Annotated in this window: 16 protein-coding genes; 9 read left to right on the top strand and 7 right to left on the bottom strand. The window is 58.8% G+C overall.

Going from position 1 to position 17691, the window contains the following annotated elements:
• Positions 1–83: 83 nt before the first annotated feature.
• From PL640_RS02185 to PL640_RS02150, 8 genes are all read left to right on the top strand, one after another.
• The gene (locus tag PL640_RS02185; protein ID WP_046800569.1) at positions 84–524 is read left to right on the top strand and encodes a DUF2948 family protein; all 441 of its coding nucleotides are present in this window, start codon (positions 84–86) and stop codon (positions 522–524) included.
• 133 nt (positions 525–657) lie between these two features.
• Positions 658–1956 (top strand): histidinol dehydrogenase, encoded by a 1299-nt coding sequence (gene hisD / locus PL640_RS02180; protein ID WP_271360667.1) that lies wholly within the window; start codon positions 658–660, stop codon positions 1954–1956.
• A 3-nt stretch (positions 1957–1959) separates the two neighbouring features.
• Positions 1960–2433 carry a UPF0262 family protein gene (locus PL640_RS02175; protein WP_142841103.1) on the top strand — a complete coding sequence of 158 codons (474 nt, stop codon included), beginning with the start codon at positions 1960–1962 and terminating at the stop codon, positions 2431–2433.
• A gap of 2 nt (positions 2434–2435) precedes the next feature.
• Positions 2436–2924, top strand: coding sequence for an arsenate-mycothiol transferase ArsC (locus PL640_RS02170; protein ID WP_269698680.1), 489 nt, complete (start codon positions 2436–2438; stop codon positions 2922–2924).
• Positions 2925–3068: 144 nt separating this feature from the next.
• A complete protein-coding gene (gene infA, locus PL640_RS02165; RefSeq protein ID WP_004432473.1) occupies positions 3069–3287 on the top strand; it encodes a translation initiation factor IF-1 in 219 nt (72 codons plus the stop codon).
• A 33-nt stretch (positions 3288–3320) separates the two neighbouring features.
• Positions 3321–3944, top strand: coding sequence for a Maf-like protein (locus tag PL640_RS02160; protein WP_142841099.1), 624 nt, complete (start codon positions 3321–3323; stop codon positions 3942–3944).
• A gap of 3 nt (positions 3945–3947) precedes the next feature.
• Entirely contained in the window at positions 3948–4175 is a 228-nt protein-coding gene (yacG, locus tag PL640_RS02155) for a DNA gyrase inhibitor YacG (protein ID WP_271360666.1), read from the top strand.
• 151 nt (positions 4176–4326) lie between these two features.
• The gene (locus PL640_RS02150) at positions 4327–5163 is read left to right on the top strand and encodes a DUF6030 family protein (protein WP_271360665.1); all 837 of its coding nucleotides are present in this window, start codon (positions 4327–4329) and stop codon (positions 5161–5163) included.
• Between the two features lie 12 nt (positions 5164–5175).
• Here PL640_RS02150 and galE read toward each other — a convergent pair whose 3' ends face one another.
• The 3 genes from galE to mscL form a co-directional block, all read right to left on the bottom strand.
• The gene (galE, locus tag PL640_RS02145; RefSeq protein WP_271360664.1) at positions 5176–6207 is read right to left on the bottom strand and encodes a UDP-glucose 4-epimerase GalE; all 1032 of its coding nucleotides are present in this window, start codon (positions 6205–6207) and stop codon (positions 5176–5178) included.
• Between the two features lie 327 nt (positions 6208–6534).
• Positions 6535–7701, bottom strand: a complete 1167-nt coding sequence (locus PL640_RS02140; protein ID WP_271360663.1) for a pyridoxal phosphate-dependent aminotransferase — start codon at positions 7699–7701, stop codon at positions 6535–6537.
• A gap of 155 nt (positions 7702–7856) precedes the next feature.
• Entirely contained in the window at positions 7857–8285 is a 429-nt protein-coding gene (mscL, locus tag PL640_RS02135; RefSeq protein WP_271360662.1) for a large conductance mechanosensitive channel protein MscL, read from the bottom strand.
• 219 nt (positions 8286–8504) lie between these two features.
• Between mscL and PL640_RS02130 the strand changes: the two genes are divergently transcribed.
• A complete protein-coding gene (locus PL640_RS02130; RefSeq protein ID WP_271360661.1) occupies positions 8505–12014 on the top strand; it encodes a PAS domain-containing hybrid sensor histidine kinase/response regulator in 3510 nt (1169 codons plus the stop codon).
• A gap of 54 nt (positions 12015–12068) precedes the next feature.
• Here the strand turns inward: PL640_RS02130 and PL640_RS02125 are convergent, their stop codons facing one another.
• The 4 genes from PL640_RS02125 to fliF form a co-directional block, all read right to left on the bottom strand.
• Positions 12069–13916 (bottom strand): methyl-accepting chemotaxis protein, encoded by a 1848-nt coding sequence (locus PL640_RS02125; protein WP_142841085.1) that lies wholly within the window; start codon positions 13914–13916, stop codon positions 12069–12071.
• A gap of 144 nt (positions 13917–14060) precedes the next feature.
• Positions 14061–14762, bottom strand: a complete 702-nt coding sequence (gene visR, locus PL640_RS02120) for a transcriptional regulator VisR (RefSeq protein WP_046800731.1) — start codon at positions 14760–14762, stop codon at positions 14061–14063.
• A gap of 53 nt (positions 14763–14815) precedes the next feature.
• The gene (visN, locus tag PL640_RS02115) at positions 14816–15547 is read right to left on the bottom strand and encodes a transcriptional regulator VisN (protein ID WP_052760248.1); all 732 of its coding nucleotides are present in this window, start codon (positions 15545–15547) and stop codon (positions 14816–14818) included.
• Between the two features lie 371 nt (positions 15548–15918).
• On the bottom strand, positions 15919–17601 hold the full coding sequence (gene fliF / locus PL640_RS02110; protein WP_161991319.1) for a flagellar basal-body MS-ring/collar protein FliF: 1683 nt from the start codon (positions 17599–17601) through the stop codon (positions 15919–15921).
• Positions 17602–17691: the final 90 nt, after the last annotated feature.

The raw sequence follows: 17691 nt of genomic DNA, 5'->3' as shown, positions 1-17691 counted from the left end.
CGTTGCAGAGCGGGCCTCGACTGCCTATTTCCAGTACAAGAAATAGACATTGCGGCCCGTGGCCCGCGGAAAAGGAAAAAATGATGAGCGGCCTGAAATTGCTCGCGCTGGATACTGAAGATCTCTCCGTCATCTCGACGCATATGCAGGACAGCGTCTTTAAACTGAAAGACGTTGCCTTCGAGCCGAAGCATGGCCAGTTCACGCTTTCCGCCAATCGTTTCGTGTGGGAAAGCGCCGACAAGAAGAACCTGCCGCCGGAACGCTGCCGCAGCGTGGTTTTCCTCAAGCGGGTATCCGCCGTGCGCTCCTATGGCATCAACCGCACCGACAAGGAGCAGGTCCTGTCGCTTCTCGCCATCCGCTTCGTGCAGAATGGCGAAGGGCCGGATGGAGCCGTTGAGCTGACGCTTTCGGGCGGCGGCGCCATTGCGCTCGATGTCGAATGCATCGAGGCGCAGCTGACCGATGTGAGCGGCGCATGGGAAACCGCCGCCAAACCGCATCACCCCGATAGCGAATAAACACTCCACACCGTCGCAACGGTTGCCTTTCGTCACCGTTTCGATTTATGCCACATACCAGAGCCGCGATTATTGCGCGGCGAGTTCGTGAACCTCGCGGCATCGTCCGCGGGGACAATGAAAGGGTAATGGCGTGGCAATCTGGCTGGAGCAGGCATCGGCTGATTTCGAACAGAAATTCGCAGCCTTCCTGACAACCAAGAGGGAAGTTTCCGAAGACGTCAATGCGACGGTTAGCGACATCATCAACGATGTCCGTCAGCGTGGCGATGCGGCCCTTGCCCATTATTCCCAAAAATTCGACGGCCTCGATTTTACCAAGGTGTCAATGCGGGTGACGGCGGATGAAATCGATGCCGCCTATTCGGCGGTCGACAAAAACATCATCGAAGCCCTCGAACTCGCGGCCCGGCGCATTGAAAAACACCACGCGCGGCAGATGCCGAAGGACGACATCTACGAAGACGATATTGGTGTGGGTCTCGGCTCGCGCTGGACGGCCATCGAGGCTGTCGGCCTTTATGTGCCTGGTGGTACCGCCAGCTATCCCAGCTCTGTCCTGATGAATGCCGTACCGGCAAAGGTCGCCGGCGTGGAGCGCATCGTCATGGTCGTGCCGGCCAATGGCGGCGTGATAAACCCCGCGGTTCTTGCTGCGGCGCGTATCGCCGGTGTTGAGGAAATCTATCGCATCGGCGGCGCGCAGGCCGTCGCAGCCCTTGCCTATGGCACGGAAACCATCGCGCCGGTCGCCAAGATCGTCGGCCCCGGCAATGCCTATGTGGCCGCAGCAAAGCGGCAAGTCTTCGGCACCGTTGGTATCGACATGATCGCCGGACCTTCCGAAGTGCTCGTCATCGCCGACAGGGACAATGATCCGGACTGGCTGGCCGCCGATCTTCTGGCGCAGGCGGAGCATGATCGTGGGGCGCAATCCATCCTCATCACCGACAATGCCGAACTGGGCAAGGCGGTGGAAGCAGCCGTCGAACGGCAGTTGAAGCGCCTCTCGCGCGCCGAAACGGCGGCGGCGAGCTGGGCCGATTTCGGCGCGATCATTCTGGTTGAGAAGCTCACCGACGCCATTCCGCTGGCCAACCGCATCGCCGCCGAACATCTGGAACTCGCCGTCGACGATCCGGATGCGCTGATGACCCACATCCGCAATGCCGGTGCCATCTTCGTTGGGCGTCATACACCTGAGGTGATCGGCGATTATGTCGGCGGCTCCAACCATGTTCTGCCGACGGCGCGCTCGGCGCGCTTCTCCTCCGGGCTTTCGGTGCTGGATTTCGTCAAGCGCACCTCGATCCTGCGGCTTGGGCCAGAGCAGTTGCGCCAGCTTGCACCGGCAGCAATCACCCTTGCGCGTTCGGAAGGGCTGGATGCGCACGCGCGCTCGGTCTCCATTCGCCTCAATCCGGAAAGTTAAGCGATGGCTTCAGGCGATTTCCGGCTCTGCGATGTGGTTCTGGACGATAGTATCGGCCGGTCCACGCCTGACGTGGAGCATGAACGCGCCGTCGCCATTTTCGACCTGATCGAGGAAAACACCTTTGAGCCGGCGGGCCACGATGGCGGACCATACCGGCTGCATATTTCGCTTGTTGATGCCAAGCTGGTTTTCGCGATCAAGACCGAAGACGAAAAAGACGTCTCGACCCATATTCTGTCGCTGACGCCGTTCCGCCGCATCATCAAGGATTATTTCCTGATCTGCGAAAGCTATTATGAGGCGATCCGCTCCTCTACGCCCAGTCAGATCGAGGCAATCGACATGGGCCGGCGCGGCATTCACAATGACGGCTCGCAGACCCTGATGGACCGGCTGTCCGGCAAAATCACGGTGGATTTCGATACGGCGCGCCGCCTCTTTACCCTTGTCTGCGTGCTCTATTGGCGGGGTTAGAGATGAGCGATCCTGCCGCAGCGCCAAACGAGGGACGAGCGCCCAAATCGGTCCTCTTCATGTGCGGCATGAACTCCATCCGTTCCCCCATGGCGGAAGTCATCGCCAAACGGCTGGTCGCGCCCGGCATTTACATCCAGTCGGCTGGCGTGCGGGCCGGCGAGCGCGACCCCTTCGTGGATGCAGTGCTGGAAGAGCAGGGATTTTCGCTCGGCAAACACAAACCGCGCACGCTGGACGAGATCGAGGATGATTTTTTCGATCTGATCATTACATTAACGCCGGAAGCCCATCACGCAGCGCTTGAATTGACGCGCTCGAATTCGCTCGATGTGGTCTATTGGCCGACAATGGATCCGACGGTGATCACAGGCACACGCGAACAGATTCTCGACGCCTATCGCGACGTGCGGGACCATCTGTCGAAACTTATTTCGGAACGCCTGCCGGGGCGGCAGCAGCCGGTGGCGGATACGCTTTCAAAAGAGTGAAAATGGCCGCTGCCTCATGAAAATCATTACTGATTTTCATGCCGATGCTTTAGAGGTTCACAAATGTGCCGGGATTGTGTAGTTTCCGCGCAATTTTCCCGGACAGGACATGTCCGGCACTATCAACAGGAAGAAAACCCTTACATGACAAAAGAAGAAGTCCTTGAATTCCCGGGCATCGTAACCGAATTGCTGCCGAACGCAACATTCCGCGTGAAGCTTGAGAACGAACACGAAATCATCGCCCACACCGCGGGCCGCATGCGCAAGAACCGTATCCGCGTTCTGGCCGGCGACAAGGTACTGGTTGAAATGACGCCTTACGACCTGACCAAGGGCCGCATCACCTATCGCTTCAAGTAATCCGTTTTCGGCATCGGACGCCCGGGCAGCGCAATGACAAACTCAAAACAAAAGCTCGTTCTGGCATCCGGCTCACCGCGGCGTCTGGAACTGTTGCATCAGATCGGCATCGAGCCGGCACGCCTGATGCCAATGGATATCGACGAGACGCCTGCGAAGCTTGAGCATCCGCGCACGCTGTGTCGTCGTCTGTCGCTGCAGAAGGCCGAAGCGGCGCATGCCGCGCTCAAGAGCGAGCAGACGTGGAAAGACGCCTATGTTCTCGGCTCCGACACCGTCGTGGCCGTGGGCCGTCGCATCGTCGGCAAGGCGGAATATACCGAAGACGCCTCGGCGGCGTTGCATCTTCTCTCGGGACGTAGCCATTGGGTCTATACCGGCATCTGCCTTGTGATACCCGGCGGCAAAATCCGTCAGAAGGTGGTGGAAACCAAGGTGCGCTTCAAGCGCCTCTCGACGCGCGAAATCGACGCCTACATCGCCTCCGGGCAATGGCGCGGCAAAGCAGGTGCCTATGGCATTCAGGGCATTGCCGGCGCATTCGTGCAGAAGCTGACCGGTTCCTACACCAACGTCGTCGGCCTGCCGCTTTACGAGACCATGTCGCTATTGTCCGGTGAAGGATTTGAGGTGACATCGGGCTGGCTCGAGGGATAGACCATGGCAAAACCCTCCACGGAAGGCACCGGTAACGTCACGCCGCTCCGTAAATCCCAGCCGTGCCCGGAATGCGGGCGGCCCTCGACACGCGACGATTATCCGTTCTGTTCGGATCGCTGCCGCTCGCTCGATCTTGCCCGCTGGCTGAATGGCTCCTACGCCATTCCGGTCGCAGACGATGAAAGCAGCGCCGGCGGGCAGGACACGGGTAAAAATACATCCGAATAACACCACACACCGCCGGAGATTTCGGCGGTGGATTGCATGATATATTTTTTTTGAGCTTACGCTCACATCCATATTCACAGGGCAAAAAACGGCCCGAAAATCCGTATCAAGAACGGCTGCCACTTTGCCCTGGTAGCCATAGGGTCCTGCGATGGACGCAAGCCTGCAAAAAAGAGTAAGCCATGGCGCGTTGCTGTTTGCGGTGCTGGCCGTTTGCCTCGCCATATTGGCGACGGTGCTGCTTGCCAACGATAAGAAGCACCTCAGGAGCCTGCTGACCTATTTCAATCTGGCGCCTGCCATCTATTCCGCCGAGCCGCCGCCCAAGGTGAAGCCCGTCAAACGGCAAAAGCTAGCGGCCAGAAAGGTCTATCTGCCGCCTCATCTATTGAAATTCGAGAAAACCGGCGACAGGGCATCTTTCGCACGCGATTTCGTGCTTTCCGGCAAGGACCTCTGTGACCGTTTCGCCGCCGAGGGTTTTTCCAACCGACAAGGCTGGCACGCAAGCCCGGTGAATATCCGCAACTTCGAATGCATGGCCGACCTTGGCGAGGGGAATGCGGCAACGCCCGTCGAACGGGCATCACTGTTCCTTGAGATCAGGGGAGAGCCGTCCGGCGAAATCAGATCCATCCGAATGAAGGCCGTGGCGCCTGAGACGCCTGACGGTGCCGCCATTAAAGCAAAGCTTGACGATGCGCTGGCCCTGATTATCGGGCAAACCCGCTGGAGCGACCTTGCCGCCATGCTTGAACCGGCACGCGGGATGCAGCCCTATCAGGCACAGCATTTCGGCATTTCGGTCTCCGTCAAGCCGGAGCCGACCGCGCCGCATCGCATGAACGTGATTTTGCTCGCGAATGAGCAGTCGCCGGGGTTGAAGCTGACGCGCCGTTTTTTCGACAGGGAGCGATGGCTTCCCACCGCCAGCACTTCGGATCGGCCCCTCGTCTATCCTTCCGTCAAGAACAACGCTACCCGCTGATGCGGAACCTGCTCAGCCTATCGCTGCCAGCTTGCGCCGGACCGGGGGAATTCTGTCGCTTTGCTGCGCCTGGCGCTTGGCTTCCCACTGAAGAGCGGTGCGAACGATGATCGCCAGATCGTTGAAACGCGGACGCCAACCCAGCTCCGACTGAATACGGGTGGAATCCGCTACCATCGCCGCAATATCACCCGGCCGGCGCGGGCAATGGATGACCGGGAAATCCTGCTCCGATTCCTGCCGCACCGCGTGCAGCACATCCAGCACCGAATAACCGACGCCATAACCGCAATTCAAGGTTCGGGTGCCGCCACCGGCGCGCAGATGCGCCATGGCCAGCATATGCGCATCGATCAGATCGCTAACATGGATATAGTCGCGAACGCCCGTGCCGTCAGCGGTCGGATAGTCCGTTCCATAGACCTCAACCCGAGCCCGACGGCCGGTTGCGGCCTCGCAGGCGACCTTGATGAGGTTTGGCACGCCCGTTGGAGAAGGACCAGCACGACCCTGCGGATCGGCTCCGGCGACATTGAAATAACGCAGCGCCACATAATTGAAATCATGCGCCTGCACGACGTCGCGCAGCATGATTTCAGAGGCGAGTTTCGACAGGCCATAGGGATTTTCAGGGCTCAGGATCGCCGTTTCCGGCACCGGGCCATCAAAAGGCTGGTTCCCATAGACGGCGGCTGTCGACGAAAAGATGAAATTGCGAATGCCATGGGCGACGGCTGCAGCGACAAGGGAGCGGGTCGTACCGGTATTGTTTTCGTAATATTCGAGCGGACGGCTGATCGATTCAGGAACGCTGAGGGAGCCGGCAAAGTGGAAAATGGTCTCGATCTGGTTTTCTTCGAAAATCTGGTCGAGCAAGGTGCGATCGGCCGCATCCCCCAGATAGAAACGTGCAGCCGGCGCGACAGCCCAGCGAGACCCCGTGGAAAGCCGGTCGACAACAACAACCTCTTCCCCGGCATCGAGCAGAGCCCACACCATGTGGCTTCCTATGTAACCTGCTCCACCCGTGACCAGAACAGCCATGACTTTACTTCCCTGTTTGCTTTTCTTGAGCCCATCAAAGCCAATAATTCTTCATCATTGATTACTTGCACAGCAAATACGCGACCCAGCCCTCAGCCCTCTGAAAAGGTGGCTTACGATTGGTTAGCGCAATGAAGTGCTTTTTATTTATTAGATGAAAATGTTCTCATAAAAGGAACAGAAAGCGCATAGCACAGAAAAGCCCGCACGTCGATGGTTACGCCGTGGGGTTGTAGTTTTGGAGCTTCACTGTGATTTTTTGAGCAAATGCACCTGTCGCGGGGATGTACCAACGCGACAGGCAAACATTGCAGGGAAGACCGAGACCTACCTGCCGAGGATGTAAGACGCCAGCCGATCGGCTGCATCTTCTATCTGCCTGGGGTTGCGCAGGAAACAGGCGCGCAGAAACAGCTCGCCCCCCGGGCCGAATGCCGTGCCGGGTGCAAGGCCTACACCGGTTTTATCGACGATATCCAGCGCCGTGGCGCGGCTATCCGTGACACCGTCTATCTTGAGGAAGGAGTAAAGAGCGCCATCCGGCTTCAGCGTTTCAACCCGGTTCGTTGCAATCAGCGCATCGCAGAGAATATCGCGGGACGCCAGGGCACGTTCGTAGTTTTCGCGGATGAAGCCGTCACCCTGATCGAGGGCTGCGACTGCGCCACGCTGCATGAACTGCGCGACGCCCGATGTGGAATATTGAATGAGGTTTTCGATGACTTGGCCAATGGCCGGCGGCGCTGCAAGCCAGCCGACACGCCAGCCGGTCATCGACCAGTTCTTCGAGAAGGAATTGGCGAAGATGATCTTGTCGTCCGACTCCATGATGTCGAGGAACGAAGGCGCGCGGGTGCCGGCATAGTGATAGAGCGCGTAAATCTCGTCCGCGACGATCCAGAGATCGTGTTTGCGGGCAAGTGCCAGAACATCGCGAAGATTGTCGCGCGTCGCGGTCCAACCGGTCGGGTTGGAAGGCGTGTTGATGAAAAGCGCCCTGGTCTTGCCGGTGATGGCGCTTTCCAGCTTGCCGATATCGAGGTCCCAGCGACCGTCACGGAAATCGATACCGACCGGAACCGCCTTTGCGCCCGCCACGCCGATCGCGGCGACGATATTGGGCCAGGTGGGTGAAAGATACACCATCTCGTCGCCCGGCGAAGTCAGCGCCTGCACGGCAAGCACAATCGCCTGCATGCCGGAACCGGTGACGTAAAAATGCTCCGGCGGCAGCGATGCCGCAAAATGCCGTTCGTAATAGCGGCTGAGTGCCTGGCGCAGTTCGGGAATGCCACGCTGCCAGGTGTAGAAGGTTTCGCCATTGTTCAGCCCATCAATCGCAGCCTGATTGATGAAGTCCGGGCTCGGCAGATCGCCTTCGCCGACCCAGAGCGGCAGGAGATTATCCCGTCCCCGGGCATAATTCACAACCTCGACGATGCCGCTCTCGGGAGCCGCCAGAGAGCGTGCACTCAGACTGTTCAAAATGGACATTAAAGACACTCCGTTTGGTGCCTTCTTATCGCATCGAACCGGCCATATGCATGATATTCCGTGAGGCGAACATGGATTTTCTTTATGGATCGATCCCCGGCGCAAGTGAGCCGTCCGCGCAGGTCAGCAAAACCAGGCCGGGGATAATGTCGGTCTCAGCGCGTCTTGAGCAGATCGCGGATTTCGGTGAGAAGCTTGACATCTTCCGGCGGCGGCGCCGCTTCCGTCTTTTCTTCGGCCTTCTTGGTTTCCACCGAGGTACGAAGCCTGTTGACGCCCTTGACCATCAGGAAAATGATCCAGGCGAGGATGAGGAAGTTGATGAGAACGGTCAGAAAGTTGCCATAAGCAAAGACGGCACCCTGATCACGGGCAGCGGCAAGCGAGGGGGCGGTGACGCCGGAACTCAGCGGCAGGAAGTAGTTCGAGAAATCGAAGCCGCCGAAAATTGCGCCGACGATCGGCATGATGAGATCGTTGACGACGGAATCGACGATCTTGCTGAAAGCCGCACCGATGATGACACCGACGGCCAGATCCATGACATTGCCGCGGGCAATGAAGGTTTTAAATTCGTTTAGCATCCAGATTGTCCCTCTCTCCTGCTTCGAAAGCTGAAGCTATGTGACTGTCCCTACACGCTCAACCATATAGGTTCCCCTTCGCATTTGGAATTCGTCAAGATTGCATTTGTTAGCTTTTTTGCACGCTCGTCTTGAACTTTATGATCAGACCGCGCTCATTCTCAACGGCATGGAATTCGCCTATGCTCATATCAGGGAATTCTTGCATGGGGAGGATGCGTGCTTCCTGGGTGGATCATATTCGGTTCGGCCTTCGCTTATGTCCTGCTGCTGTTTGCGGTTGCAAGCTTCGGGGATAGAAACAGCCGGGAAAGAAACGCCCCTAAGAAGGGGCGGCCGTTCGTTTATGCGCTGAGCCTGGCGATCTATTGCACCTCCTGGACCTATTTCGGCGGCGTCGGGCTTGCCGCGGACAAGGGGCTGGAGTTCCTCGGCATTTATACCGGGCCGATCCTTGCCTTCACGATCGGCATGCCGATCATTCGCCGAATCGTCGAGCTGGCCAAAACGGAAAAGCTGACATCGGTTGCGGATTTCATCGCCGCCCGTTACGGCAAGAACTCCACCGTGGCGATGATCGTCGCCGTCATCGCGCTTGTCGGCGCCATTCCCTATATTGCCCTGCAGTTGAAAGCCGTTTCCAATTCGGTGGCGACGATGGTCGATCCCGGTGACTACGGCATCGGCAGCGGCAATCTCTATTTCCTCGATCTGCCGCTGGTCGTCACCATCGTCATGGCCGGTTTCGCCGTCATGTTCGGCACCCGCCACACCGATGCGACAGAACATCAGGACGGGCTCATCCTGGCGATTTCGATGGAATCGCTGGTCAAGCTGGTCGCCATGTGTACCGTCGGCTTTTACGTGCTGTTTGTCCTTTTCGACGGGCCTGTGCATCTGTGGCGGCTCGCCACGGAGAATGAACAGGCCATGCGGGCCATATCCTATCACACGCCCGTCAGCCGCTGGATCGTCATGACCCTGCTGTCCGGCTTCGCCATCATCCTTCTGCCGCGCCAGTTCCACGTCACCGTGGTGGAAAACCGCACGCCGGAAGAATTGCGCATGGCGGGTTTCCTGCTGCCGCTCTATCTCATCGCCATCAACATCTTCGTGCTGCCGATCGCGCTCGCGGGCATTCTCACGCTCGGCGCAAACGGCAGCGCCGATCTCTATGTGCTGCAACTGCCGCTTACGCATCAGATGCCGGTCGTATCCCTCATCACCTTCATCGGCGGGTTTTCGGCGGCGACCGCAATGGTTATCGTCGCCTCGGTGGCGCTGTCGATCATGATTTCCAACGACATCGTCATGCCGATCTTTCTGCGGCAGAAGCTGTTGAATCGCTCGCCGCACCGGGACAATTTCGCCAAAACACTGCTCAACATCCGCAGAACGGCGATCTTCGCGGTGATGCTGCTGGGTTACTTCTATTATCGCGCCGCCGACAGCGCGACAGGGCTTGCCTCCATCGGCTTCCTGGCATTTGCCGCCATCGCCCAGATGGCCCCTGCCCTTTTCGGCGGCCTGTTCTGGCGGCGGGCCAATGCGCGCGGCGCAATTGCCGGCCTCAGTTCAGGTTTTTTCGTCTGGGCCTATCTGCTGTTTCTGCCGAGCTTCGGCGGGCCTGACAATTCCGAGGTCGCAGCGAATATTCTCGGCTTCCTGTTTTCCGGCAGCACCGTCTTCAACGGACCGGAAGCCGATCCGTTCGTGAATGCCGTCATCCTCAGCCTGCTCGTCAACAGCATGGCCTTCGTGCTCGGCTCGTTGTCGCGCAACCCGCGGCCGGTGGAGCGCATCCAGTCCGGCATTTTCGTCAAGCGCCACTCGAAATCGCAATTCGCCACACGCGGCTGGAAAACCCGGGTCAGCGTCGGTGACCTCAAAAGCGCGATTGCCCGTTATCTCGGCGAAGAGCGCATGCTGCGTTCACTGGCGACCTATGAGAAAACGGCGGGCCGGAAGCTCAATGACGACCAGCCGGCGGATATGGCGCTGATCCATTTTTCCGAACAATTGCTGGGCAGCGCCATCGGCTCCTCCTCTGCCCGCCTTGTGCTTTCCATCATTCTCCAGAAGGCGGAAGATACCAGCGCAGACACGGCCTGGCTGCTCGATCAGGCGAGCGAAGCCCTGCAATATAATCAGGACATGCTGCAAACGGCGCTGGCGCAGATGGACCAGGGCATCGCTGTTTTCGACAGCTCGCAGCAGCTGACCATCTGGAACCGGCGCTTCCGCACCCTGCTGGATCTGCCGGAACAATTCGGCCAGGTGGGCGTGCCGCTGACGGATATCGTCTCGATGCTGCAGGAGCGTGGCGACATGCCGGCAGGCGATACGGACGAGCTGATCACCAGTTTCCTCACCATGGACCTGCCCTTCTCGCTGGTGCTGGCCGGCGGCGAACGCATCATCGAAGTGCGCTCCAACACCATGCCGGACAAGGGCATCGTCGCCACCTTCACCGACATCACGCAACGCGTAGCGAGCGATCAGGCGCTGAAACAGGCCAACGAGACGCTGGAGCAGCGGGTGGCGGAACGAACCGTCGAGCTTACCCGCGTCAACCGCGAACTGGCGGAGGCACGGGCATCCGCCGACGAGGCGAATATCGGCAAGACGCGGTTCTTCGCCGCCGCCGGTCACGACATTCTCCAGCCGCTCAATGCCGCGCGCCTCTATTCCTCCTCGCTTGTCGAACGGCTTGGCGCATCAGGGGAAAGTGACCTCGTCCACAATATCGATTCAGCGCTCGAATCGGTCGAAACCATTCTCGGCGCGGTTCTCGACATTTCCCGTCTCGACACCGGCTCGATGAAAGCGCGCATGACATCCGTGCCGCTGAATGAGTTGCTGAAACGCATCGAAACCGATTTCGCACCCATGGCGCAGGAAAAGAACCTCGACCTCGTAGTCATGCCCACCTCGCTCACGGTCCGTTCCGACCCCAATCTCCTGCGGCGGCTGGTGCAAAATCTGGTCTCGAACGCCATCAAATATACGCTGAAAGGCAAGGTCGTCGTCGGTGCCCGCCGCCGGGGCGGCGAAGTCGTCATTCAGGTGACGGATTCCGGCATCGGTATTCCCGCATCCAAATTCCGCACCGTCTTCAAGGAATTCGCCCGGCTGGACGAAGGCGCAAAAACGGCATCCGGCCTCGGGCTCGGCCTTTCCATTGTCGACCGGCTGTCGCGCATGCTGCACCATCCCGTGCAGCTGATATCGACGCCCGGCAAGGGTACGACCTTCCGCATTCATCTGCCGCGTGAATCAGACCGCGTTGCGCCGGCCAAATCCGGTGGCGCGGTCAGCAATGCGGCGGCGAGCGACCGGCTTCAGGGGGTGCGGGTCCTGTGCATCGACAATGAGCCGAAAATCCTCGAGGGCATGACACTGTTGCTGACGGGGTGGGGCTGTGAGGTTCTGCCGGCAGGTTCGGTGGCGACGCTGGAGGAACCCTTCCTGAAACTGACGGCAGCGCCTGATGTCATCATCGCAGACTACCATCTCGATGATGGTGACGGCATCAGCGCCATCCGCCTCATCCGGACTTTCTACGGCAAGACGATCCCTGCCCTGCTGGTGACGGCGGATCGCAGCCCGGAGGTGCGCAGCGATGCCGAAAAATACGGGATTTCCGTTCAGCACAAGCCGGTCAAACCGGCGGCGCTGCGCGCCTATATCAACCAGATATCCAGCACGGCACGGGCGGCGGCGGAATAAAAAAACTCCCGGACCTTGCGATCCGGGAGTCTTTGATTTTGCAAATTGGGGATATCAGGCAGCCCGGTTCAATCGATCCCTGCCCGCCGCCGAACCCTGCTCCATCTGGAAACGCTGGACGAGATCGAGCAAGGCCTCCACCTCGCCGGAGAGCACCCGGCTCGCCGCACTCGACTGTTCGGCAAGGGCTGCATTCTGCTGCGTCATCTGGTCCATCTGGTTGACGGAACCGTTGACGTTGTGAAGCGCGGAAGACTGGTCCTGCGTTGCCGTTGCGATGGTTTCGACATGCTGGCTGACGGTGACGATCTGCTGGCTGATGGCGGAAAGAACCGTGCCCGCCTCCTGCACCAGCTTCGATCCGGTGCTGACTTCGTGCGTCGACTGGTTGATGAGCTGCTTGATTTCGCGGGCTGCATCGGCGGAACGTTGCGCCAGTTCACGCACTTCCTGCGCCACCACGGCAAAACCCTTGCCCGCCTCACCCGCACGCGCTGCCTCGATGCCGGCATTGAGCGCAAGGAGATTGGTCTGGAAGGCGATATCGTCGATGACCTCGATGATCTGCTCGATCTTGCGGGAAGCGCCTTCGATGCGGCCCATGGCATCAACGGCATTGCTGACGACCGAGCCGGAACTATCGGCGCTCTGCTTGGTAATGCGAACGGCCTCATTGGCCTCCCGTGCCCGCTCGGCCGACGATCTGACCGTCGCGGTGATTTCCTCGACGGCGGCGGCGGTCTCTTCCAGAGAGGCTGCCTGATTTTCGGTGCGCTTCGACAGGTCAACCGACGACTGCTCGATTTCAAAGCCGCTATGCTGGATGATCAGCGTGCGCTCACGGATCTGCCCCAGCGCATCGCGAAGGTTGAGCAGGGAACCGTTGAAATCCGTGCGCAGCCGGTCTAGACGGCCGGTGAAAGGTGTCTCGATCGTACGGCTGAGATCGCCACGCGAAAGCCTGCCGAGACCGGACGCGATCTCACTCACCGCAAATTCGATCTGGCTATCCAGCTCCTGCTTTTCAGCGTCGTTGCGGTGGCGTTCGGATTCCGCCACGGAGCGTTCATCGGCGCTTCGTCCTTCGATGGCCAGTTTCTCAAGCGCGTTCTCGCGGAAGATCACCAGCGCGCGGGCGATGTTGCCGAATTCGTTGGTGTTGGTGGCATAGGGGATTGGCGTGTCGAGATTACCGTCTGAAAGAGACTTTACCGCATCGGTCAGCTTGCCCAGCGGCTTCAGAGTGCGCCTGATGACGAAATAGGCGAGCAGCCCGACGCCAACCATGGCCAGCGCGCCGCAGATCAGCATCAGGTCGCGCAGGCCGAATATCTGGGCTTCGTAGACGGCCATGGGAACGCCGACAAAGAGAATACCGACGGTGGCGCCGGTCTTGTTGGTAACCGGCATGTAACCGGTCATGTAGTTGACACCGAAAAGCGTGGCAGGGCCGAAATAAGCTTCACCCTTGCTGACTTTTTCGAAAGCGGGATGATCGGTGGCAAGCTTGGTGCCCGCCGCACGCTCGCCCTTTTCATTTTTCAGATTGGTGGTCATACGGACATATTCACCGGCCTTGGTTTCAAAAACCGTGGCGATGCCGCCGTTGCCGGCTGCCGTGCGGTCGACGAGGTCGTTGTCGCGCAATGTCCCGATGCTGGCGCGGCCGACACTCTTCAGCTCTCCATCGCCCATGTCAAGGGTGACGCCACCAACCTTCATCTCGTAAAGGATCGCCATGCTACGCATCGCGCTGTTGGTATCGCGCAGCGCCGTGGTGATGATATTGTCTTTCAGGCGCATGAAGGTGGAAAAACCAACTGCGGCCACACTGAGCATGATCAAGCCGATTGTCAGCGCGACGACCTTGCTCGCAACGGTCTTAAAGAGCCGGTTGTGCATGAAACAGTTCCCCAAAGCCAAACTTATAAAAGTTCTAGTTGGCAACTGTTAAAAAAGCGCGAAGTGCCGATGGCACCTTTTTGGGGGTGCAATTGCAAGGGCTGAGCCAGCGTGGCTTGACGGGACGGAAAGCCCCGTCCGCAATTAGTGGATATAGCCGAGCCGGATGGCCTTGGCGATCGCCTGAATACGGTTGACGGAATCAAGCTTGATCGTCGCAGAACCGAGATAGGCATTGACCGTGTGCACGGAAAGCCCGAGCTTGACCGCGATCTCTTCACTGATCCGGCCGTCACCCGCCAGTTGCAGGCAGGCGATTTCCCTCTCGCTCAGTGCTTCCGAGGGAGCCGCCTTGCGCTCGTCGAGCGCCAGCATGTCCACCATGATCTCGCAGCATTTGATGTGCTGCTCGATGACGACCTCGTTGTCGAGGACGAGATTGGTGCCGCAGAAAACGATGTAGCCATTGCCGATGGTGCCGAGCCGCACCGGCATGGCCAGCCCGGCATAGGGCAACGTGTCGTTTTCAATCCGGCGTAGCAACGCCGGAACATCGGGAAGATCGGCAAAGCCGCCGGCATTCTTGTTGCGCCAGATAACCGGCAACAGCGACGTCTCGATATGGTCGAGAAGAATATCGCCAACGGCGCGGATGAACTGCGTGCTCTGTTCTGCGGCATTCATGCCCCAGTTTTCCAGCTCGCAGGTCAGTTTCTTCTTGTTGGGAAAACCGGAAGCGGCAGCCTTCGTCACCACGAAATTTCGTGCGCCGACCAGCTTCTGCATGGCGACGAGCTTCGGAAACAGATCCGACCGGCTCGTTGCGACAGGGCTGCGGTAAAACATGCCCGTCTGACCTGTACCCTCATTGTCTTTCGTCTGTACCATCCGTCCGACCATTATACGAGGTTGTTGCGCACGGCGTAGGCAATTGCCTCCGAGCGGGTTTTCGTCGCGGTTTTACGCATCACGCTTGTAATGTAATTATTGATCGTATTGCGCGAAATGCCAAGGATCATCGCAATTTCGTCGCTTGTCTTGCCCTCTGCAATCCAGAACAGGCATTCGAGCTCGCGCTCGGTAAGATCGATATCACGCACGGCCTTTGCTTCGCTGGCGATGCCGAAGCTGACGCAATAACCCGTCAACAGCGCGATTTCGCGCAGACGCTCCGGTGAAGGAACGGCGTGTTCGGGAAACAGCAGAAGAAGGGAAAGGCGGATGCGGCCCACGCAGAAAGACAGTGCGGAATATTGCCGGTCGATACCGTAGGGAACAGAAACATCATCGGGAAGAAACAATAGTCGCGGCCGCAGAAGCGAAAGGCATTTTTCCATTTCGCTCGATCTGTTCTGGCTGTTCGTCAGCTCAATGCCGAGCCTGCGCACCAGATCGAAAGGCCAGTCGGATGTGACGATGAATTTCAGACCGGTTTCTTCGAGAAGATCATCCCGCGCCAGCAGATAATGCGAGGCGCCGGCGTAGGTTACGAGCAAATCCAGTGCGCCTGCAACGTTGCCGGCAGCGGCCGTGGCTGCGACGTTCTTGGCAAGCTGATCGCGCGGCAAGGGCTTACCCATGCCCTCCATAGGCTTGGCAGACAGCCTGCGGATATCAACATCGACTTTCAATCGCCTACGCCCTCTTGCTCCCAGCGGGAGATTATACATCGGGATGGAATCATTCCATTCAAGAAGCTTACCAAAATGGAATGGCACGCCCCCGGAGACCGAATCACTTCATTTTATGGAACCGACCGGAATTTGCCATTACCTGACAACAGCCTTTCCACGTATTTCCTCATTCGTCTATTGCTAAAAAAACATACTGAAAAGCTGGCCAATTCATAAACGGCATTCTCAGCCTATTCCCAGCAAACTGTATCGTTGATGAATTTTTTGTAAACACTGTCCTGAAACGAGAATGCCACGGCCCGACGACCAAGGATAGTAAAAAGCCCGAAAATGCGAAAAAGGCCGGGGTAAAACCGGCCTTTTCAAAATCACGCTGCCTTTTCCACTGCCCATTTGCGCAGGATCTTGGCTGCTCTTTCCTCGCTGATTTCCACCATGCGGGAGAGCCTGCGTTCCGGTCCTTCGCGAACCCGGCGGTTGAAGGTGCCTTCGCTGTCGCCACCCGCCAGAAGATCGTCGGTGCTGTCGAAGCCGAAATCCGCTCCGAAACCTTCCATGAGACCACCAGCACCTGCATCCATGCCGGGAGAGAAATCCGGCAGTTCGAGACCGGCGGTCTCCTGGCTGAGCTGACCCGCGGCCGCACCATTGCCGGCCACCGTGCGGACCAGGGGACGCACACCAAGCCAGATGACGAGGAAGGCGACAGCGACGAAGGCGAGCGAGTTGATGATGCCAGCCGAATTGCGGCTCAACACTTCCATGACGCCCGGACCGCTGGCGGCCTCGTCGAGCAATTGCGTTTCGAGGAAGTCCATTGCCGTCAGCGTGACGATATCACCGCGATCGGAAGAGATGCCCGCCGCCGACGTCACGATCTTCTGCATTTCGGCAAGATAGGCGTCGATCTTGGCCTGATCGACGGGCTCGCCGACCATCTTGGCAATGCGACCCTTGTTGACGACCACGGCGACCGAAATCTTCTCGACAGTGTAGCCGTTCTTGACGGTAGCGACCGTTTTCGAGTTGATCTCGTAGTTGGTCTGCTCTTCCTTCTTGGCCGACTGGTCGGAGGACTGCGGGCCACCGCCGCCACCCTGCGGGGCTGCCTGCGGTACGTTCTGTTCCACGGTCGCTGCGGTATCCGGCTGCGTTTCCTGGGACTTCTGGTCTTCCTTTACCGTGCGGACAGAGCGCTCGACGCGCGATTCCGGATCATACACGGTCTCCTGGATCTGGCGGCTGTCGGTGTTCAGCTGCGCGGTCACGCTCGAGCGGAAATTGTCCATGCCGAGGAAAGGCGCCAGCGCCTTGTCGATATTGGTGGTGATTTCCTGCTGGACATTCTGCGCCAGTGTCAGCGAGCGGTTCATTGCGGCGTTGGTGACATCGTCGCCGGAAGCCAGAAGCTGGCCGGTGGAATCGAGCAGGGTCACGTCATCGACTTCGAGGCCGGGAACGGCCGAGGCGACGAGGTGACGGATGGAGGCGGACGCCTTGCGACCTGCGGTGGCGCTGGCGCGGATCATGACGGATGCGGTGGGTTTCTGTTCGCCACGGCGGAAATTGCCGACGTCAGGCATGACGATATGGACGCGTGCGGCGGCAATCCCGTCGATCTGCTGGATGGAGCGGCTGATCTCACCCTCGAGGGCACGAACGCGCGTCACTTCCTGCATGAAGGAGGTCAGGCCCAGAGAACCGACATTGTCGAAAAGCTCGTAACCGGCATTGGCGCTATCAGGTAGACCGCGCTCGGCCAGAAGCAGCCTTGCCTTGCTGGTCAGTCCAACGGGAACCTGAAGGCTCGAACCGTCGGTTCCGACCTGAAAGTCCAGCCCCGATTCGGCAAGCGCGATGCTGATCTTGTTGAGGTCGCTTTTTTCAAGCCCTACATAAAGGGTCTCGTAAGCGGGACGGTTCACGTAGAGCGCTGCCGCAAGGATAACGGCCATGGACAAAACGCCCACGCCGCCCAGCATCAGCAGCCGTGTCTGACCCAGCGCCGCGATATTCTTCAGGACCTGAGGGATTTGATTTAACAGATTCATTCTGTTCCGCACCGTCATTCATAGAATCCGAGACCTTTTGGCCCCGTAATGACAATAGGGTACGAAGCTTGCGCGAGCGTTGCCTTTCTC

Origin of the sequence: Agrobacterium sp. ST15.16.024 (assembly GCF_027956545.1) — a bacterium.
GTDB lineage: Bacteria > Pseudomonadota > Alphaproteobacteria > Rhizobiales > Rhizobiaceae > Agrobacterium > Agrobacterium cucumeris.
This window is presented reverse-complemented; position numbering and strand designations above follow the sequence as displayed.

Excerpts from the sequence above, each read along its gene's own strand:
- infA (WP_004432473.1), top strand. The coding sequence starts at position 3,069 with ATGACAAAAGAAGAAGTCCTTGAATTCCCGGGCATCGTAACCGAATTG.
- PL640_RS02170 (WP_269698680.1), top strand. The coding sequence starts at position 2,436 with ATGAGCGATCCTGCCGCAGCGCCAAACGAGGGACGAGCGCCCAAATCG.
- PL640_RS02150 (WP_271360665.1), top strand. The coding sequence starts at position 4,327 with ATGGACGCAAGCCTGCAAAAAAGAGTAAGCCATGGCGCGTTGCTGTTT.
- PL640_RS02185 (WP_046800569.1), top strand. The coding sequence starts at position 84 with ATGAGCGGCCTGAAATTGCTCGCGCTGGATACTGAAGATCTCTCCGTC.
- galE (WP_271360664.1), bottom strand. The coding sequence starts at position 6,207 with ATGGCTGTTCTGGTCACGGGTGGAGCAGGTTACATAGGAAGCCACATG.
- visR (WP_046800731.1), bottom strand. The coding sequence starts at position 14,762 with ATGTTTTACCGCAGCCCTGTCGCAACGAGCCGGTCGGATCTGTTTCCG.
- PL640_RS02160 (WP_142841099.1), top strand. The coding sequence starts at position 3,321 with ATGACAAACTCAAAACAAAAGCTCGTTCTGGCATCCGGCTCACCGCGG.
- PL640_RS02140 (WP_271360663.1), bottom strand. The coding sequence starts at position 7,701 with ATGTCCATTTTGAACAGTCTGAGTGCACGCTCTCTGGCGGCTCCCGAG.
- PL640_RS02175 (WP_142841103.1), top strand. The coding sequence starts at position 1,960 with ATGGCTTCAGGCGATTTCCGGCTCTGCGATGTGGTTCTGGACGATAGT.
- mscL (WP_271360662.1), bottom strand. The coding sequence starts at position 8,285 with ATGCTAAACGAATTTAAAACCTTCATTGCCCGCGGCAATGTCATGGAT.
- PL640_RS02125 (WP_142841085.1), bottom strand. The coding sequence starts at position 13,916 with ATGCACAACCGGCTCTTTAAGACCGTTGCGAGCAAGGTCGTCGCGCTG.
- fliF (WP_161991319.1), bottom strand. The coding sequence starts at position 17,601 with ATGAATCTGTTAAATCAAATCCCTCAGGTCCTGAAGAATATCGCGGCG.
- yacG (WP_271360666.1), top strand. The coding sequence starts at position 3,948 with ATGGCAAAACCCTCCACGGAAGGCACCGGTAACGTCACGCCGCTCCGT.